The organism is Niastella populi, assembly GCF_002078015.1.
Classification (GTDB): domain Bacteria; phylum Bacteroidota; class Bacteroidia; order Chitinophagales; family Chitinophagaceae; genus Niastella; species Niastella populi.
Genome location: NZ_LWBP01000194.1, coordinates 75412 through 93051, shown reverse-complemented (window position 1 = coordinate 93051; position 17640 = coordinate 75412). Strand labels below are relative to the sequence as shown.

Genomic DNA, 17640 nt, shown 5'->3' with positions numbered 1-17640 from the left:
GATTTATGAAGCTTTTCGAATAAAAGAACCATAAACAACAAACCATAAACCATAAACTGTTCAATAACTAACTAAAAAGATATTTAATATCGTCTTCAGTTAGTGATTTAACAAACCCTTCATCTTCAGAAATCAATTCTTCTGCCAGTTGCTTTTTATGTTGTTGCAGTTGAATGATCTTTTCCTCGATGGTATCCTTACAGATCATTTTATAGGCAAACACATTTTTGGTTTGGCCAATACGGTGTGTACGGTCAATGGCCTGTTGCTGCACTGCGGTATTCCACCAGGGATCAAAAAGAAATACATAACCCGCAGCGGTAAGGTTCAACCCTGCATTGCCGGCCTTCAGGCTTATCAAAAATACATTGGTGGTATTGCCATCTTCCTGGAAACGGTTAACCATTTCTATCCGTTTTTCAGGAGCGGTAGAACCGTCAAGGTGATAATACGTTATGCCTTCTTCGCGGCATTTTTCGGCCAGCAGATTCAGCATGGTCGTGAACTGTGAGAACACCAGCACCTTCTGGTCTTTCAGGTTGTTCTGCAGTTCGTTCATCAGCAGATCGGTCTTTACCGAATCGTTGCAGGTTTGTTCTTCGCCGGGCAACAGCAACGGTGAGTTACAGATCTGCCGCAGTTTCAACATGCCCTGCAATACTGCCAGTTTGCTTTTACCCAACCCTTCATTTTCGATATTCAGGAATACGCTTTGGCGAATGCTGTCCTTCACTTCATCGTACAGGCGTTTTTGCGCATCGCTCATTTTACACCACATCACCATTTCGGTTTTGGCCGGCAGGTCGCCTGCCACCTGCTCCTTGGTGCGGCGCAATACGAATGGCGCTGTAATGCGTTGAAGGGTTTTTATCTTTTCACCATCACGGTGCGTATCGATGGCATCGGCATATTCCCTTCTGAAAAACTCCCTGGTACCAAAGATGCCCGGCAGCAGGAAATTCATTTGCGCATATAGGTCGAATGTATTGTTCATAACCGGCGTACCGCTGAGGGCTACGCGGAAATTCGATTGTAAACGTTCAACGGCTTTGGTGATCTGTGCCGCCGGGTTTTTAATATTATGGCTTTCGTCGAGCACAATGGTGCCAAAACCAATGAGGCACATTTCCTCTATGTCCTGCCGCACGGTACCATAGCTGGTGATCACTACCTGGTAATCGCCGGTTGCAGCTTCCTGTATGTTGCGGCCGCCGCCATGATAGATGAGCACTTTTACATGCGGCGCAAATTTTTGTAATTCCTGCGACCAGTTGTAGATAAGCGATGAGGGTGCAACGATCAAATGGCGTTGTGACGCTTTTTGCGTCAACTGGTGGGTGAGCAGGCTGATCGTTTGCAGGGTTTTACCGAGACCCATATCATCGGCCAGGCAGGCCCCGGCGCCTGCTTCAGCCAGCAGCAGCATCCATTCGAAACCTTTTTGCTGGTAGGGGCGCAGTTTGGCCTGTACTGTAGCAGGTACTTCATAAACCATGGTGCCGTCCTGCTGCCAATGCTGCCATTTCTCCAGCCAACCGGCCTGGAGCACGGTTTTTAACACCCCAGTGCCTTCGGTTGTTTTTTCTTCACTGAATGCCAGCCAGCGCGGCACCTGTATTTCCTGTTTCGATATTTTACCATGGCGTACGATGGTGCCATAGGTTTGCAGCCATTCTTCATGCAGAATACCGAGCGAACCATCCTGCAGGAGAATAGCCCGTTGACCAGCCAGGATGATCTTTTGCACTTCGGTAAGCGCCACTTCTTCTTCGCCAAATGAAATTACCATATGCAATACCAGCGCATCGGTAACTTCTTTTTGAATGGTGACATCGGTTTTTACTTTATGCTGCGAATACCTGAAGTGTTGCAGCATATCCATCCCGATCACCTGTATATTCAGATCGAGCAGTTTGTGATATACTTTGAGGAACCATTGTTTTTTCTGGGCTTCCTCGAAAGAAAGATAATAGTACCCGTTCAGTTGTTTCTCGAAATTGGGATGCAGTCCCTCCAGCAATTGCCAAAGATCTTTTTCAGCCTGCTGGTTGCGGTAAATGGCAAATGACTGTCCGTTGCGGGTGAGCTCGTAAGTTTCTTTCCAGGGACCTTCCGTAATAAAGCCATCATATTCCCATTGGGGGGTAAGCACGAGGAACGACTGGCTGATCTCGCTAAGCAGTACGCGGTTCACCGGTAATTCCCTGATCTCATGTTTCTGGAACAGGTTATTGCGGTTAACGGTGTAGTCAGACGATTCGAGTTTGGCCAGGATGGTTTCGGAAAATTCCTGCGGCTGCTGGCTGTATTGTTGCGGATCATTGTCCTGCAGCCATTCGAGTGTTTGGTAATCTTTGAATGAAAGAATAAAATATTCTCCACCACTCAGCAGCAAAAACTGCCAGCGGGTAAACTGGTCGAGACCATAGGCGGCGCCATTTATGGAAATGATGGTGTTCAACTGGAGTGCGTTGCCGTTTTTGGTAACCTCAAACTGCAATTGCGGTTTGAAGGTGCTGAAACTGCCGGGCGCCGTTTTGAAATTCCCTTTTTCGCCGGGAACTTTATGATACCATTTTACCAGTGCGGCAAATGGCTTCATTCTTTCCATCAACTCGTGCAGCCGCCGGGCAATGGCCGATCTCGAATATACTTCGTAAGAAACCCCGGCGCGTTGCAGGGTGAATTTTTTCTGTATTTCCTCCTTCATCAGCGCAATGCGTTCCTTGCTGAAATGCAGGAGCGAATCTTTTACCTCTTTTGGCAGTTTGGAAAAGTTCTTATTGAGCTCGGCACTGTTGAGCTCGCTATTCACATATTTGGGAATACCTTTTTCTTTGGTGATCTGCAAACATTCAAGCAGATGGTGATCTGACAATAAACGATGGGGCTGTAACAATAACACATTTTTCTGATCGCTTTTTGTAGATATCATTGGCAGAAAATACTTATTGGTGTAATGGGCAAAAATAGGGGGGAGGGGGCATTTGTAAAGGATGATTTTTGCACAGGTGGGGAAAATTGGCAGGCAGACAAAGTTGCAGGTTTCATGTTATGGCTACCAGGAGCCGGATGCGGGCAAAATACAGGAGCGGGTTTCAGGGTTCCGGTTACCAGGGAATGCAAATACCGTTACCGGGGTTGAGGTTGGAGGTCCAAAGTGTGCCACACTTTCCCCGGCGCCGCTAAAGGCAAGTGTGCCACACTTTCGTGGTGCCAGAGTCGCCGGCATTTAACCGGCTGTCCTGAAAAGCGGAAAACTGCGAACTGCCAACGTTGGAATTCAGAAAAGATAGTTTTAGCAACTAACTTGCTCCATATAAAGCTAAAACCTTCAGGTGGGCCGCATTGGGACCTATCCTCGGTACCGGCCCGGGCGCCTGTTGATGAAGGAGATATTACCAATGCCGGATTAATGTATTACCTTTTAAGTATATAAAAAAGTAATCTTAGGTGAGCAGGCTGCCATGATTGGCGCCGGCCTTCATTATAAACAAAAACCAATCTCAGCTTAAAACAACCAATATGCAAGTTTCATTCGATACCGGAACTACCACACAGAAAGGCGCCACTACATCATCGGCCAATCTGTTCGGTATATCATTGATTGCTGCCCTTGCCGGTTTTATTTTCGGGTTCGACACTGTTGTAATTTCAGGCGCCAACCAGCCAATAAAAGAATTGTGGCATACATCCACGCTGTTTCATGGCTTCTTTATAATGTCGATGGCCTTGTGGGGCACGGTGGCAGGGGCTATTTTAGGCGGCTGGCCTTCGCAAAAATATGGCCGGAAGAAAGTATTGTTATGGGTGGGCATCCTCTTCAGCGTGTCGGCCATTGGTTCAGCACTGGCAACCGACCCCTATACTTTTTCCTTCTTCCGGTTTATTGGTGGCCTTGGTATCGGCGTTTCTTCCGTTGCCGCGCCTACGTATGTTTCTGAAATTTCTACTCCCGCTACAAGAGGACGTTTGGTAGCCATGTACCAGTTCAATATCGTATTTGGTATACTGGTAGCCTTCCTGTCGAACTATTTTTTACAGGGTGTTGGCGGCATTAACGACTGGCGCTGGATGCTGGGTGTTATGGCTGTTCCTTCGCTGATCTATACATTAATGGTTTTCGGTATTCCTGAAAGTCCGCGCTGGCTGGTATCGGTAAAGAAAAACGACGCCGCCGCCCGCCAGGTAATGGAACGGCTGGGGATGAACAATATCGATGAAGAAATAAAACTGATCAACGAGAGCGTACAGCACGAATCGCATGCGGGCCAGGATAGCAAAAGCTTTTTCAGTTCAAAATACAAAACGATCCTCTGGCTTACCTTCCTGGTAGCATTCTTTAACCAGTGGTCGGGCATCAATTTCATTTTATACTATGCGCCGGAGATCCTGGGCCGCGCCGGTCTGGCTGCCAAAGAATCTTTATTAAACTCCATTGCCATCGGCGGTATCAACCTGCTTTTTACTTTCGCCGGTTTATACCTGATCGACAAACTGGGCCGCAGAACGCTGCTCATCATTGGCTCCTTTGGTTATATAATCAGTTTGGCCATGGTTGCCTGGTGCTTTTATGCGCAGGCAAGCGCCGGTTTGCTGATGGTATTTTTATTGTTGTTCATTGCTGCGCATGCCATAGGGCAGGGCGCGGTGATCTGGGTGTTTATTGCGGAGATCTCGCCCAATAAGGTTCGTGCGGTTGGACAATCATTCGGCGCCAGCGTGCACTGGGTTTTTGCAGCGATCATCACGCTGATCGTTCCCGTGTTTCTCGATGAGCAGGATGGGATCTTCAAAGACAATCCATGGCCCATCTTCGCTTTCTTCGCCTTTATGATGGCATTGCAGCTGATATGGGTGCTAACAAAGGTCCCCGAAACGAAAGGGGTGTCACTCGAGGAGTTGGAGAGGAAGTTGGTTAAATAATTTGATAATGTGATGATGTGATAATTTGATAATGGCAGGCCCGCTGATAGCTGGTATTCATTATCACATTATCGAATTATCGAATTATCACATTTATTATTTTGCAGCACAATCAACCTTCCACGATGAAATTAAATATATCACAGTTTTTTGTTATTGTAACCATTCTCGCTTCCTGCCAGTCGGCCAGATCACCGAAACCATTCGAATTCAGCAATCCTAAAAACGAACCGCGGGAAGACGAACTGATCGTTGTAAAAAGAAAAGCCGTCGAAGAACAAACAGGCCCCATTGCTGCCGGTAAGTATTTCACCATGAACAAGCCCACCGGTGTTCCAATGGTTATCCAGTTCGACGACCTCGATGGCGACGGCCAGTGGGATGAAGCGGCTTTTTTGTATTCCTTTCAGCCCAAAGAAAAAGTAGTTTTCAAACCAGCCATTGCCGATGCGCCTGCAACGGTAAAAGCGGTAGTACGTGCGCATGTACGGCATATGAAAAAAAATGCCGATAATACGTTCGGGCCGGTTTCGCTGGAAAAAGATACCATGCCGCTAAATGCATTGCCAACCGATTTTTCAAAACAACCGTTACCGCCTTATCTTACCGAAGGGCCGGCCTGGGAAAACGATAAGGTGGGTTTCCGTTTATATTTTGATGTACGTAATGGAAAAGATATCTGGGGTAAAACAACACCCCGCATGGTGCTCGATGAAGCGGGTACGGACACTTCAAAAAATTATCATCACCAGGCCGATTGGGGAATGGATGTATTGAAGGTAGGCGCATCGCTGGGCGCCGGTTCACTGGCGTTGCAGGTTCCTTTACGGGATGGAAAAGATACACTCGTGCGGTTGGGCGGTAAGAACATTCAGCAGGTGACCTATGAAAAAGTGGCCGATGGTCCGGTTCGTGCCATCTGCCGGTTGAAATATACCAACTGGAAAATAGCCGAAGGCATGGAGCCTGTAACGGTGACGGAAGAAATTCATATCTGGGCCAATAAATACTGCTATGAAAGTTATATAACCATAACCGGTGCACCGAAGGGCGCAGAACTGGTAACGGGTATTGTGAACCTGCATAGCAAAGAAGTATATAAAATGGAAGGCGCCGGTTATAAGGGCATCTATACCTATGATGTGCAATCGGAAAATAAAGACAAACTCGGTATGGCCATTGTTATGCCTGCTGAACAGGTAACGGGTATTGCCACAACGCCCAATGCGAATACCGATATTCAGAATACCTATATAATAAAGGCCGGTATCAATGAAAAGGAACCCGTTGTCTTCCGTTTTTATGCCGGTTGGGAAAAAAGCGATGAACGGTTCACCAGTGAAGAAAAGTTCAAAGCGTTTTTGTTGAAAGACCTGCAGTGAGTGCAAGCTGTGAGCTTAGGCGAAAAGCCTGAAGCGAAAACAGGTTCAGGCTTAAGGTTGAAAACAATTAAAAGATAATTATGGAAAGCTGTTGGGTTTGTTTCCAACGGCTTTTTGCCTTTAGGAATTATCCGGTATTTATCATAGACGATCTCTGCCTCACAAGTACAGATAAAAGGTTTTGCCATTAACGCGGCCTCTGTTTCCGATACGGAAGGCCGGGTGGCGTGGAAACCCTTACGTCTTAAATAAAATGTTGCCCGATGCCGGCATCCTATAATTATCCCCGGGCACAATGTACCGGGAGGGTTTTTATTATTGATAAATCCCGGGAAACAGGAACGTTTTTCCGAACAATGATCCATTCTTGCGGGAAACAACCCCATTTTCCGGACAAATAATCCATTCTTCCGTGAAATAGGCCCTTTTTCCGGATAAACGATCTATCTTCCGGTAAACAACACGCTTTTCCGGATAAGCGATTCATTTTTCCGGGAAATAGCTAGGGAAACACCTGTATGTAAGACTTGAAACGCTTAGGGAAATTTTAACCAGACAACCGGTTATTGCACCGGGTACAGTATTCATTTGAACTGTTATCAACGGTTTGGATCCGTTCATTGGCGTCGCTCATAATACATTTTTCAGTAGCACAATGCGAAAGCCCCTGGTTGTGCCCCAGTTCATGAATGACAACGGTGCGTAGGCGGTGGTGAAATTGCGCGGAATTATGGGTGCGCAGGCGGTGATCGCTCACAACGCATGACCGCCCGGGTTTAAAACCCAGTCCAAAAATGCCCCAAACGGCATAGGTGCTCCCGGGCTTTTTTATGTGTCCGTTTTCCCATTTGCTGGTAAAAAGGTCTTTATGGGTAATGGCCACCACTTTGGTGATCGAATCCGGCGCCGTATGGGCCATCCATTTAATTATTGAGTCGGCGGAGTAGCGTTCGCCCTTTGTGGTATTGAGAAATGACCGCGGAATGGGTGTTTCTTTCAAAATTACCACCGGTACTTTAAAGAACAGCTGCAGTTCCTGTTGAATAAATCGCAATTGAGCGGTATCGTACTTTTCAAGCGGTTGTAACCCGATCTTGTGTTTCTTCTCCGGTTTAACAGGGCTGGAGCAATAACTCAAAAGGGTGGCGCAAAACAGCAGGACAATAAGTTGACGGTTTACTGGCATGGGTCAGGGTTCTGCCCTCAAATTAAGCAATTGCCCGATGTGGAAGTAGCTAATAATTTCTTAATTATCAATACCTGTTAAATGGTGCTATAACTTCTATCTTGCGCGGGAAAGCCAGTTGTTCAGTTATTCAGTTATTAAGTTCATGAGTTATTGAGTTCATCAATTTCACTGACTCACTATTAGTAGCGAGTTTGAACAACTGAACAACTGAACAACTGAACAACTGAACAACTGAACAACTGAACAACTGAATAACTGAATAATTGAACAACTAAACTAATTCAATTGAATAAGATAGTTTTTTCGTTATTGCTTCTTATCGGCACGGCAACATTCGCCCAGCCGAAACAATATACAACCGCCAACGCGCATTCCCATAATGATTACGAACAACCCGTGCCTTTGCATACCGCATACAGTGAAATGTTCGGGTCGGTAGAGGCAGATGTTTTCTGGCATAATGGCCAGTTGCTCGTGGCGCACAAAGCAGAGGAACTGAGACCCGGTCGTACCCTCGAAGAGATGTACCTGAAGCCGCTGGCGCGATTAGTTAAAAAGAACAAAGGCCATATTTACGCCGATACCAGCCGCCGGCTGCAGTTGATGATCGATCTGAAAACAAATGGCGATACCACCCTGCGTACGTTGGTGGAACTGTTGCAGAAATATCCGGTGCTCACCGGTTGTTCTTCCCTGCAGATCGCCATCAGCGGTAACCGGCCCGATGTGTCGGCTTTTACCTCTTACCCTGCTTACATTGGTTTTGACGGCGAGTTGGAAAAAGAATACCCGGCTGAGGCCCTGTCGCGCATTGTTATGATGAGCGCCGACCTGAAAAAATATACGTCGTGGAGCGGCAACGGAATTATTCCCGCTTCACAATGGGATTCGCTGCAACGGGCGGTAAACCATGCGCATGCGCTGCGTAAACCGGTGCGTTTCTGGGCTTCGCCCGATTTTACCAATGCATGGTACCAGTTGATAAAGCTGGAGGTGGATTATATAAATACCGACAGTATCCGGGCATTGGCCGGCTTCCTGCGAAAATTACCGGCAAGCTCTTTTAAGAATGAAACAGGTTACAAAACATACCAGATGGAACCGGGTTGGTCCAGCTTTACGCCGGGTATACCGCCAATAAAGGCGCATTGAACAATGCCCGCGGACCGCAATCGTTCCGCTTCAGGGGCGTGTACGGGAACAGGGCGTTGTTTTACAGGATGACGGCCGCGTTGAACATCGCGGTAAAAAAATAAAAAGGAGGGCAGGTAGCTGCAGGAATTTGCGTATTCACCTGAATTGATTATTTTCGACCGGTTCAGGTATTACTGCTGCGTTAATCTTTATAACTAACATGCTACAACAAAAGCGATTCCTGGCCCTTGATGTATTCCGGGGCATGACGATCTGCTTCATGATCATTGTTAATACCTCACCCGACGGCGACCATACCTTTGCGCCCCTGATGCATGCCAGGTGGCATGGTTTTACTCCCACCGACCTGGTATTTCCTTCTTTTTTATTTGCCGTAGGCAATGCCATGAGCTTTGTGATGCCGAAGTGGGAAACAGCTTCTACCTCGTTTGTGCTTTCTAAAATATGTAAACGTACCCTGCTTATTTTTTTACTGGGTTACCTGATGTACTGGTTCCCTTTTGTACGCCCCGATGAAAAAACGGGCGAATACTTCTTTTTGCCATTTGAAAAAACGCGCGTTTTTGGCGTTTTACAGCGCATAGCATTAGCCTATTGTTTTGCGTCGCTGATGTTTTACTTTTTAAAGTTCCGCGCAACCGTTATCATAACCGCCGCTATTTTGATACTATACTACCCGGTGTTGTACTTCTTTGGCGATGCGCCCGATCCGTTCTCGCTGCAGGGCAATGCCGTTGTAAAACTCGATCTGTTACTGGTGGGTCCCAACCATTTATACCATGGCAGCGGCGTGCCATTTGATCCCGAGGGGTTTTTAAGTACGTTCCCGGCCATTGGCAACGTAGTGGCGGGTTACTGGGTGGGAAAATATTTACAGCAAAAAGGCGGCACGTATGAAGCACTTACCAAATTGATGCTTGCCGGTTTTGCATTGCTGATCCTCGCGCATTTCTGGAATTATTCTTTCCCTTTCAATAAAAGATTATGGACAAGCTCTTTCGTACTGCATACGGTAGGGCTCGACTGCCTCATCATAGCAGCCATCGTTTACATTGCCGATCTTCGGCAACAAACCTCCTGGACGCCCTTCTTCCAGGTATTTGGCAGAAACCCGTTATTCATTTACCTGTTGTCGGAACTGCTGGTATATGTGTGGAATACATTCCGCCTGTCCTCGGGCACAACCGTATTCAGGTGGATCTATGATAACATTTTCATTTACGCCACCCCGTACGTGGGGTCGTTGTTACAGGCCATTGCGTATATGTTGCTGTGTTGGGCCGTTGGGTATTGGATGGATAAGAAGAAGATCTATGTGAAGGTGTAGTGCTGCGGGGAATATTGAATATCGAACGTTCAATGTTGAATGTAGAAGCAGGACTAAGACAAAATGAGGAATGAGAAATGAGGAATGAAAAAGTAAGTTGAACATTAGCATGGTTGATTGGAGCATTGGAATTGTAGCAAGTATAAAATTTTTTAGTGAGCCCCAGGTACATGACCGTTTCACGTTTCTCGTTTCACGCCCGGGCTACCGTTCCGGTGTATTCCCTTTCTGATTTCTCAATTCTAATTTTATTTTTCATTTCTCAACTGAGCCCGGTTCGAATCATAAACTCATTCGTAAACACTTTTTGCGTAACCTCATCGAGTAACTTATTTCTTGCGGTAAGCCATTTGTTAACGGCGGTATCGCCATACATCTGGCGGATACGGGTTTCGTTGAGGTTGAAGTTGATCTTGCCCCAGTGTAAAGTATAGGGCAAACCTATTGCTTCGAACCGTTCCCATACGGCATTGAAGAACTTGCGACTGCTGGCCGATTCAACGCCATCCATTTCAAGCACGCAGGTTTTTTCGAAGCGGGTAAAACCTAAGGTGGCGTTGGTGCCTTTTACAAAACGCAGTGCCAGTCCGCCCGCGAACGGTATTTTGGCATTCAATGCAACAATTTCTTCAATGGCGCGGCTTGAATCGGCGGTATCGATAGCGATGGCTGCGCTGGCAGCTTTCCCTCTGAATTTTGTATTGGTAAAGGTTTCGCCAATGGTACCGGTAACCTGTTCATTGCTGGCAAACGCCAGGGGAAATAATTTGGTCACCAATGGCGGCACCAGTTTCTGAGTGAGTTTTTTGCCTATATTATCGAGAATGGTTTGAATAAGACCGAGCAATTCATCGCCATATTGAAAGTTGCCTGCCGGTGGCGCCGGTTTGGTATAATCGGTACGGTGTGGTGTTTTATACATTGCTTTTAGAAAAACACCTTTGTCGGCATCGTCTGTTGCAAAACGGTGGGGGTTCACCACTACTTCAAAATGGTATAAACTACGGCCGGGGCTTTCGGGCGGAAAGGGGAGAAGATCGTTCAGCGCTTCGAACTTCCATTCATTGATGGCCTGTTTTAATTTATCGTTGAAGGGAATGTTGGCTGCAGTATATTTTTCGAGCAGGTATATCGGTTCGGTTTCCAGCATTACGCCGTGTATGAATCCAAAGCTGCCGAAACTTACAACGGCTGCATTGAACAGGTCATCGTCGCGGAACACTTCGGCGCCCAGCCAGTCGGTAAATGCCTGTGACGCCACGGGATATGTTGCGCGCTCGAGCCAAACATGCCGGTTGGCGCCGGTGATAATGTGTAAGCCAACAATGGCGTCATGTACTGCGCCCGCATGAATGCCTGCGCCATGGGTGCCGGTTGATGTAGCGCCGGCTATGGTTTGCCCGTTACTGGCGCCCGAAGCGCGCAGGCATCGCAGCCAGCCGTTCTCTTCTTCCAATTCTTTATTTAGCTGCAGAATGCTCATGCCGCATTGACTGAACACCAGGTCTTTTGCGGTTTTGCCAATTGCGAGGTATTGAGGCGATAAAAAACTATTGCCAATGGTGAAAAAAGTACGCAACTCACGGGTATCTACAATGCCGCCATTGCAAACCGCCACATCGCTAAAGCTCCAGCCATTGCCCATTGCCCGCAGACTGACGTTGTTATCGATGGCATGTTGAATAAGCCATTGAAAGTTTTTTGTAGTGGCGTGATAATTCTTTTCCTGTTCTGAAAATGCAAAGGGCAGGCGCATGTTGAAACTGGCATCTTTTGTCAGGTTAACGCTGAAATTCTGATGGCCGTTCTGCCATGAAGTGATAGGTATCAGTGAGAGGCCTTCAGGTAAAGTCATGTGTTTGTATTGAAAAGTTGATAGCGAGGTTCGAAACCGGCCGGTCGGTTTAAATGTAAATGCCGGCAACAGGGTACTGCAAACTATGAACTATGAACTGTGAACTATGAACTGTGAACTAATTCCCCAAATGTCCGGGCCCGGTATTGGGCGGCGCGCAACACCAGGAAACTTTTTGTGGAATTACAATGCCAAGTGTAATAAAAGTTAACAGTATATTACCGGGTGTGGTTTTTACAACAACCCTGTTGAGGTGATTATTTCGTTTGTCGCATTGCGGTCTGATGTCTTTCGATTGTTTTAGTCCCCAGAAGTAATGCCACACCGTTGTGTCTTTATTGATGTTGGCGGCATCGGCGCAATCGTATTCGGAAATTATTTTGGTGCTGCTGCAGCTGGTAATTATGCAGGTTATTGCGGGCAGGATCAATAACAGCAATGTCAGGGGCTTTTTTGATGTTGCAAGCGAATACATATGATTTGTTTAAAGGAAACGCGGAACGCGGAACGCAAAACGCTCAGCGTTCAGCGTGAACCGCTTCTTTCCGGATTGCAGCGTGTCTGAATTTATTCGGAAACAACCTAACTCGGGAAGTAGCGTTCAGCCTTCAGCCTTCAGCGTAATAAGTCAAATCTAGCGTTTTATAACGGGCATAACAATACCACAAAGGGGTTAACGAAAATTAATGACATAAGTCAAATTATTCTGCCGGCACAAAACAATATCCAGCAGGGCTTTATCATTAATGTTGAGAAATGTGTGAAAATTATGACAACAACTTTTGAGCGGTGGTAGGGTAAAATGTATTTACTTTGAAGGTATGACAACTGCAGGGAAAAAAGTATAATTGACGATTGTTCACTCAGGCAACTCCGTTCCGTGCCCGCCCGGTTGGGACGAACGAAATCCACAACATTAAAATACATAGGTATGCAAACGCTCTCTCCCCGAAAATATGTGCAAACGAAAGCACGCACATTGCCCGTGAGTAAGTGTATGGTAAATAAAGATTGGGAGGAAAGCCAGATAGCCAATGTTTCGGTAATGCGAAAACATAGCAATGGAAATGTCACTATTGGTTTGTACCGGGTCGATCTGTTGTGCCTGGGGGTAAAAGATACCGTATTTTTTTTCAATACGTCTGAAGACGAATTTTTATCTTCCTACAGCCGCGAGCTGGCCGACTACGAAGAAATAGATTATGCCCTTGCGCACAATATCGTTTATGCCGGTCACGATTTTGCACTTGAATTCGATATTCATCCCCATCATAATTTTGAAATTACCCGCTATATCCTCGAAGAGGACGATCATGCCGTGCCTGTTATTGAAGTGCCGGTTGGCACCGATGGCATTCCGCATTTGATCGTTGAGGAGAACGGGCAGTTTCCCGAAATACTGGCAAAGCTGAAACAGTATGCGGGCGAAGGAAATTATTACTACACCATCGAGGAACAGGGTGTGCCGCCCCGTTTGCGTGAAGAATCGGCATCGATCAACCTTACCATTGATAATATACCGCCGGGTGAAGTTAGTTTGAGCAATGTGCAAAGCATTCGCTCCGATGATATGCTGAATACCGAAAAAGTACAGCAGCGCTCGGTGCTGGAACAGATCACTATTCATGCAGAATTGCTGACGCGTTTACTGCCGCCCGAAATAAATACCTGCACGCCGGCTGAGGAACTTATGTGGCAAGAGATGTGGGATGAAATAGGCCATGGCGCCGAAGAACCCAATAACGTGCTGGAAGAACATTTTGAAGAGCACCTGAAGGTGAATAAGTTAACCGATGACCTTGCCGACCTGCTCGATCGTAATAACGAGCAGTTGATGCATACGTATGAAACAAAGATGATAGCGCTGGCAAACGAGTATGCGCATAACCCGCTTGTATTGCAAAATATTTATGAGCAGGGCGTGTTGCTCGATCTGCATGCTGTGTGCGCGGCTGCAAAACAGCATGCGCTTAAAATGTACAGGTATTACCCGGTATTACACTTCAGCCTGGCATTGGGTGCGCTGATACAGCAGGAAGCCGATGCGCGTTTTGAACTGGTGTATGCACATTTGGAGATCCGTGATGCCGTACCGGGTTATGAACAATATCATTCCAGTGAAGTGATCAATTTCTGGCTGACGCGTTTGTGGATCTGTCTTGAACAGAAAGACATCAAACGGGCCGTGCAGTATTATTTTATGCTGGTTGACGGTAAGGCCACCGGTTGGTTGTTATTGCCGGTGCTGGAAAAATATGTTGAAGTGTTGTACCGCTATAATAAAGCGTTGAAGGAACTGGAGCAATAGGTTGGCTAGTTGACGAGTTAACGAGTTGATAAGTTAACGAGTTGATAAGTCAATGTAAAAAAGTTATTCACTATTGATCTTTCACCATTGATGATAGAGTATGATGCAGGTAATATAAAACAGCCTGTTTTCGTGATCGTGTTCCATATAATATGATAAGATGTTTTTTTATCCCATCCGCACGGCCATTCCTCACTAAAACTTAATATTGAAAGCGCTGGCTTTTAATGCTATAACTCCTATATTTGCTCAGCTCTTTAAAACATTAAGTATTTGCGCTCGAACAATAATATGTAGCCACATATCGTTAGCCAATAGTACTTGCCTGTTTGCGATCTGCATTCCATCCCTGACTCAACTTCTTGCCAATTTCTTGCCGCTGAATTTCAATTTCTTGCCTGTGAGTAACATTATTCTGGTTGCCGCTTGCCCTTTCTGCCTGCCATTTTGAAAAAGCAGCAATTTTTAAACATAAAACTTAATACCTATGGCACAAAAGGGCTTTCTCATCGACATGGATGGCGTTATCTATAAGGGCAGTGAACCTATACCTGGCGCTGTTGAGTTCATTAATTCTTTGCGGGAAAAAGGATATCCTTTTCTGTTCCTGACCAACAACAGTCAGCGTACGCCGCGCGACGTGTGCTATAAATTGCGCAAATTAGGCTTTAATGTAAACGACGATGATATATTTACCTGCGCTATGGCAACAGCCCGTTACCTGGCCTCACGAAAAGAGCACGGTACGGCATATGTTATTGGCGAAGGCGGTTTGCTTACCGAGTTGCATAATGTTGGTTACTCCATTGTTGACGATCATCCTGATTACGTGATCATAGGCGAGGGAAGAACCATTATGCTGGAATCGGTTGATAAGGCGATCAACATGATCATGAACGGATCGAAGCTGATAGCTACCAACCTCGATCCCAACTGCCCCGTCGGCAGTGGAAAGTACCGGGCCGGTTGTGGCGCTTTTGTCGCCATGCTCGAGTTCGCTACCGGTAAACAGGCCTTCAGCGTGGGTAAACCCAGCCCGGTTATGATGCGTATGGCGCGAAAGTTATTACAATTGTCGACCGATGAAACCATTATGATCGGCGATACCATGGGCACTGATATCCTGGGTGCAGGCTCTATGGGATTCACAACCGTATTGACCTTATCGGGTGTAACACAGGAAACTGACCTCGGTCAGTTTGGTTATTCGCCCGACTTTATCATAAAATCGGTGAAAGACCTGCTCAACGATGAATTGTTTGCCCGTGTGCTCGACAAACAACATGAGCCGGTGCTGAACGTGGCATAAGTAATTAGTCGGTCTGCGATGCATTTTTTTTAACACTTAAAATCTGTTGCAATACCGGAATCAATTACTATTAATAAACGTTCAAATCAAAATGAAACAGTTTCTAAGTGTATGTTTTTTTCTGATGATCGTATGTATTTCCAATGCACAGGCAAAAAAGTATAATCCGAAACTCGACGGTCCGTTTACATCTACGAAAACCATAAAAGTAGATGGTGTTTGCGAACTGTGTGAACACACCATTGAAGGCACGCTGAAAAAATCGCCGGCCATATTTTTTGCCGACTGGGATGCGGGTACAAAGCTCCTGTTGGTAAAATACGACCGCACAAAGATCAGCGTTAAAAAAATAGAGGAAATGGTGGCGGCCACCGGTCACAATACCGCCAATACAAAGACCGACAGTACCGCTCACAAACCTTTGCCTGACTGCTGCAGACAGGAAAAGCGTTCAAAATAGGTTTCGAATACTACATGTTTAAGAGGAAGTGAGCCCCGATACACCGGGGCTTATTTTTTTGCATCCCATCTGTTTCCATTGCGTAATTCACTGGATATCACCATTCGTTTTTTTCGTTTTTGCGGGTTTGTTTTTTGGGTTTAAATTGCCCCGTTTTTCCGCCGCGCAAAGTTTTCGCCGGAAGACACCACCCCCCGGATCTCCTCAGGTAAATGAACCTGTTGTGTACCCCCTGAACCGTACAGTAGCCTGGCATTTTACAGGCATTAATTAAAGTTGCTTTAGGGCAATTGTACAACTGTACCAATAATGACAAAAAACGTAGTGGTTTTTATTTGCCTGGTTTGTTCGCTCACTGTGTTGAATGGTTATAGCCAGGAGAACCTATGGTTAAAAGGAACCTGGAGCGGCGTGTATTTTGGCGAGAAGAGCAAACTCACCAAAACCTTCGATACACGGCTGCAGATCACCAAAGTGAACGGTTCGTCGTTTGAAGGCATCGTGCAATGCATTCTGCCGAGCGACACTACTATACGGTTGCATACCCGCATTACGGGCAGGATCTACCCCCGCCACATCATGACTAAATTAAAGCAGGTCACTTACTTTAAAGACCCGCCGGGGCGATACACCTGGGCCAAACATTGTAATTTGTGCGACAGCATGAAATACACCTTTGAAAAGGTGGGCGACAGCATTGTTATACAGGGCGAAAGAAGATGCGATACGCTTTGCAATATCGTTGCCCGCTATACCAAAAGTATCGGTTCGCTGGTGTATAAGGCAGCCTTCCTCTACGATCCTGATATCACACCCCGCAGGCTCAACGCAAAAACAGTTGAAACCGGCGCCAATAAACCCGGCGCCGTTACCACAAATAGCAAACCCGTTGCGGCTAATGTTACCGCCGGCGCATCAACCCCGAATAAACCAGCTGCTGGCGCCCCTGCTTCCGGCGCTGTTGCTGATACGGACAGGCCCGTTGCGGGTAATGTTGCTGCCAGCGGCTCTGCCAACAATCCTGCTGCCGGCAATCCTGTGGGCGCCGCTATGGCCGCCACCCCAACAACCGGTGCTGCAGGCGATGAGAATGGAACCAATGCCGCCCCGGCAAAAACCGGCGGCGCCAATACCGCCACCGCGAAAACCGGCAGCGCCGGTGTCGATTTCGTAAAACCTGTTTATAAAGACTCGCTTGTAGGCCGCGATCACTTTGCCGGCCGCGCAGTGGCCATGCCAACCCGCTACGTCATAAACGCCGATTCCGCCGAAATACGGTTTATGGATAATGGCATCGTCGATGGTGATACCATCAGCGTTTATTATAACGGGCAGCTGATTGTGCCCAAGCTGAGCCTGAAAGAAAAACCTTATATCATTAAAGTGCCGTTGTTTCCCGATTATCCCAACCGGTTGGTGATCCATGCCGAAAGCCTCGGTATTTATCCACCCAATACCGCCCTGGTGCGAATTATAACCGGGAAAAAAGAAGAGAGCTTTTTACTTAGTTCCAGCATGTCGAAAAGCGGCAGTGTTGAATTGATGAATAACAAGGGTTCTACAGTGTCGCGCCTGCCAGGGCAATAGTTAAATACAGCTGAAGGCCTAAAGGTAAAAGCCTAAAGCTAATACAGAAATACAGCTTCAGGCTGCAAGCCGCAAGCTGCAAGCCGCAAGCTGCAAGCCGCAAGCGGAATACAAAATACAAATACAGCCGAAGGCCTAAAGC

General features: G+C 46.7%; 12 protein-coding genes. 8 read left to right on the top strand and 4 right to left on the bottom strand.

What is annotated here, in order from left to right; translation table 11 throughout:
• Positions 1-67: 67 nt before the first annotated feature.
• Positions 68-2935: a DEAD/DEAH box helicase gene (locus A4R26_RS20695; protein WP_081167768.1), complete on the bottom strand. Its 2868-nt coding sequence runs from the start codon at positions 2933-2935 to the stop codon at positions 68-70.
• A gap of 590 nt (positions 2936-3525) precedes the next feature.
• Here A4R26_RS20695 and A4R26_RS20685 point away from each other — a divergent pair.
• On the top strand, positions 3526-4926 hold the full coding sequence (locus A4R26_RS20685) for a sugar porter family MFS transporter (RefSeq protein ID WP_081167774.1): 1401 nt from the start codon (positions 3526-3528) through the stop codon (positions 4924-4926).
• Between the two features lie 125 nt (positions 4927-5051).
• Positions 5052-6308 (top strand): DUF4861 domain-containing protein, encoded by a 1257-nt coding sequence (locus tag A4R26_RS20680; protein ID WP_081167763.1) that lies wholly within the window; start codon positions 5052-5054, stop codon positions 6306-6308.
• Positions 6309-6855: 547 nt separating this feature from the next.
• Here the strand turns inward: A4R26_RS20680 and A4R26_RS20675 are convergent.
• Positions 6856-7494, bottom strand: coding sequence for a matrixin family metalloprotease (locus A4R26_RS20675; RefSeq protein WP_081167759.1), 639 nt, complete (start codon positions 7492-7494; stop codon positions 6856-6858).
• Positions 7495-7782: 288 nt separating this feature from the next.
• Between A4R26_RS20675 and A4R26_RS20670 the strand changes: the two genes are divergently transcribed.
• The gene (locus A4R26_RS20670; RefSeq protein WP_081167755.1) at positions 7783-8649 is read left to right on the top strand and encodes a phosphatidylinositol-specific phospholipase C/glycerophosphodiester phosphodiesterase family protein; all 867 of its coding nucleotides are present in this window, start codon (positions 7783-7785) and stop codon (positions 8647-8649) included.
• A gap of 202 nt (positions 8650-8851) precedes the next feature.
• Positions 8852-9979, top strand: coding sequence for an acyltransferase family protein (locus A4R26_RS20665; protein ID WP_081167752.1), 1128 nt, complete (start codon positions 8852-8854; stop codon positions 9977-9979).
• Between the two features lie 262 nt (positions 9980-10241).
• Here the strand turns inward: A4R26_RS20665 and A4R26_RS20660 are convergent, their stop codons facing one another.
• Positions 10242-11834: an FAD-binding protein gene (locus A4R26_RS20660; protein ID WP_081167748.1), complete on the bottom strand. Its 1593-nt coding sequence runs from the start codon at positions 11832-11834 to the stop codon at positions 10242-10244.
• A gap of 118 nt (positions 11835-11952) precedes the next feature.
• Positions 11953-12309, bottom strand: a complete 357-nt coding sequence (locus A4R26_RS20655) for a Bor/Iss family lipoprotein (RefSeq protein ID WP_081167745.1) — start codon at positions 12307-12309, stop codon at positions 11953-11955.
• 456 nt (positions 12310-12765) lie between these two features.
• On the opposite strand from A4R26_RS20655, the gene A4R26_RS20650 reads away from it, so the two are divergent.
• From A4R26_RS20650 to A4R26_RS20630, 4 genes are all read left to right on the top strand, one after another.
• A complete protein-coding gene (locus A4R26_RS20650; RefSeq protein ID WP_081167742.1) occupies positions 12766-14142 on the top strand; it encodes a hypothetical protein in 1377 nt (458 codons plus the stop codon).
• 487 nt (positions 14143-14629) lie between these two features.
• Positions 14630-15451: an HAD-IIA family hydrolase gene (locus A4R26_RS20645; RefSeq protein ID WP_081167737.1), complete on the top strand. Its 822-nt coding sequence runs from the start codon at positions 14630-14632 to the stop codon at positions 15449-15451.
• Positions 15452-15542: 91 nt separating this feature from the next.
• On the top strand, positions 15543-15911 hold the full coding sequence (locus tag A4R26_RS20640) for a heavy-metal-associated domain-containing protein (protein ID WP_081167733.1): 369 nt from the start codon (positions 15543-15545) through the stop codon (positions 15909-15911).
• 309 nt (positions 15912-16220) lie between these two features.
• Entirely contained in the window at positions 16221-17498 is a 1278-nt protein-coding gene (locus tag A4R26_RS20630) for a nucleoporin FG repeat-containing protein (protein ID WP_081167727.1), read from the top strand.
• Positions 17499-17640 lie beyond the last annotated feature (142 nt).